Here is a 2,335-nt window from a genome sequence, read left to right as displayed (position 1 = left end):
GGCGGCGGGCCTGGTCCAGGCGAGCCGCAGCCGCGTCGGCACGCGCCTTCTGGCGCTCATGATCGGCAGCGCCCACCGAACCGTCGGCGAGCAGGCGGCGCATGCGTGCCTCGTCAGACGCAGCCTGCTGCGCATCCACGGAAGCAGCCTGCACCTGGTCGGCAGCGGCCCTCGCGCCCAACTGATAGTCGGCTGGGTCGAGGCGAGCGAGTGCCTGGCCGGCCTTCACGACATCACCAACCTCGACCAGTCGCTCGACCACCTTGCCGCCGGCGCGAAAACCCAGGTCCGTCTCGACACGAGCTCGAACCACGGAGGTGAAGGCGCGCGTTTGCGCGGACGCCGTCTGCGTCACCGTGGTCACGAAGACCGGCTTGACGATGGCGGCAGGCGCGCCGGGCTCGCTGCAGGCGGCCAGCAGCACGCCGGCAGCGGCCATGACCGTGAGGGCCGTGGCGGGGGAGATCCTGTTCATCGGGGCGTCCTTGCGGCAAGAGAAGTCGTGACGACACCGGCCCGAGGTGGCGCGAAGCCCCCGCCCAGTGCCTTGTAGAGTTGGACGTCGGCCAGCACCTGCTGAAGGCGGCTGCCCGACAGGGCGAGTTCGCTGGCCAGCACGGAGCGCTGGACGTCCAGCAACACCAGCAGGTCGATCTGGCCTTCGCGTTGCAGCGACTGGGCGCGCTGCAGCGAGCGGCGACGGTGGTCGACGGTGCGGCTCAGCGCGGCGGCGCGCTCGGCCTCTTCGGTGCGCACCAGCAGGCTGTCCTCGACTTCCTGCACGGCCACCAGCACCGCCTTCTGCCAGGCCAGCAGCGCCTCGTCGGCCCGCGCCGACTGCACGCGGATGCCGGCGTCGATGCGCCCGCCATTGAAGATCGGCGCGGCAAACGCCAGCGCGACGTTCGAGAAATGCACCGGCGCGAGATCCAGCGCGTTCAGCCGCAGGTCCTCGCGACCGAACAGGGCGCTCAGGAACAGCTGGGGCCACCACTGCGCGCGTGCCTCGGCGCCGCGCAGCGTCTCGGCCGCGACGCGCGCCTCGGCGGCGACCAGGTCGGGGCGGCGCCGCAGCAGGTCGCTGGGTTGGCCGGTCCCGATGTCGCGCACCGCGGGCCACACGAACGCTGCGCCGTCGTCGACGACGCGTGCCGATGGGTTGCGGCCCAGCAGCACGGCCAGCCGGGTCTGCGAGACGCCGGCCAGCATCCGCAGTGGAGGCACCTGCGCGTCGAGCGCCTCGGCTTCGGCACCTGCGCGGTCGAGATCGAAGGCACTGGCCTCACCTTCGCGCTGGCGGCTGCCCACGCGGATGGCCGTCTCGCGCTGGGCCGCGGCCAGGGCCTGCACGATGCGCAGCTGCTCTTCAGCGCTGCGCAGCACGAAGTACTGCCGCGCCACCTCGCTGGCCACCAGCAGGCGCGCGCCGTCCACGCCTGCGGTGGCGGCAGCGGCATCAGCCTGCGCCGCATCGCGTGCGGCGCGCACACCGCCGGCCAGGTCGATCTCCCACGCCACGTCGACACCGACGCGAAGCGCGCGGGTGTCAGGCTGCCCCTGCTTGACCGGATCGGGCAGGCCGCTTTCGCTGCGCGAGGCCGACGCCTGCAGGCCCACCGTGGGCCACAGGCGAGAGCCCTGGGCATCGCGGCCGGCGCGCGCCTGGGCGACGCGTTGCAGGGCGATGGCCACATCCTGGTTGGCGGCCAGGGCCTCGTCGATCAGCGCCGTCAGCGCCGGGTCGCCATAGCCGGCCCACCAGGCACCGTCGAGAGTCTGGCCGGCACCGGCCGCCGGCACGCCATGCGCGAAGGCGGAGGTCAGGGGCACCGATGGCGACGGGGGCTGCACGGGCGCTACCGAGCAGGCCGACAAGAACACCAGCGCGGCCAACGCCGCGGGGCGGATCGCCCGGGCGCCGGGGTCGAGGCTGCGATGCAGTGGGGGCGTCATGAAGTTCTTAATTTACTGGACGATTGAGTCCAATAAATGTACCCCACTCATAATGGACTTTCAAGTACATTAAATAAGATGCCCCAGAACGAAACCGAGAACGATGCCGCGCCGACGCCACGCCGCGGCAGGCCGCGAGACCCCGAGCGCTACCGCCGCATCCTGGATGCGGCGCGCCGGCACTTCTATGCGCACGGCCTGGAGCGATCCAGCGTGGACGCGATCGCCGCCGACGCCGGTGTCTCGAAGATGACCATCTACAGCCACTTCGGGTCCAAGGAGGGGTTGTTCGAGGCAGAGGTGCGCGACCGCACCGAGCGCGTGGTGGGCGGCCTCGCGGGCGCCGAAGCACTGGACGCGAAGCAGCCCCAGAAGGCGCTGC

At 71.7% G+C, this 2,335-nt stretch carries 2 protein-coding genes and 1 pseudogene; 1 reads left to right on the top strand and 2 read right to left on the bottom strand.

The genetic code is table 11. The features are described 5' to 3' along the window. Positions 1–439 (bottom strand): annotated as a pseudogene (locus AC1D01_RS30695) (efflux RND transporter periplasmic adaptor subunit); the annotation flags it as partial. 32 nt (positions 440–471) lie between these two features. Next, entirely contained in the window at positions 472–1,953 is a 1,482-nt protein-coding gene (locus tag AC1D01_RS30690) for an efflux transporter outer membrane subunit (protein WP_477873181.1), read from the bottom strand. A 78-nt stretch (positions 1,954–2,031) separates the two neighbouring features. Between AC1D01_RS30690 and AC1D01_RS30685 the strand changes: the two genes are divergently transcribed. After that, positions 2,032–2,335: TetR/AcrR family transcriptional regulator (locus AC1D01_RS30685; protein ID WP_477873179.1), on the top strand; the 304-nt coding region annotated here is incomplete at its 3' end.

This window comes from Rhizobacter sp. P3_B12, assembly GCF_056402895.1.
This window is presented reverse-complemented; position numbering and strand designations above follow the sequence as displayed.

Bases quoted from the DNA above. Each gene is read 5' to 3' on its own strand.
- AC1D01_RS30690 (WP_477873181.1), bottom strand. From the start codon at position 1,953: ATGACGCCCCCACTGCATCGCAGCCTCGACCCCGGCGCCCGGGCGATC.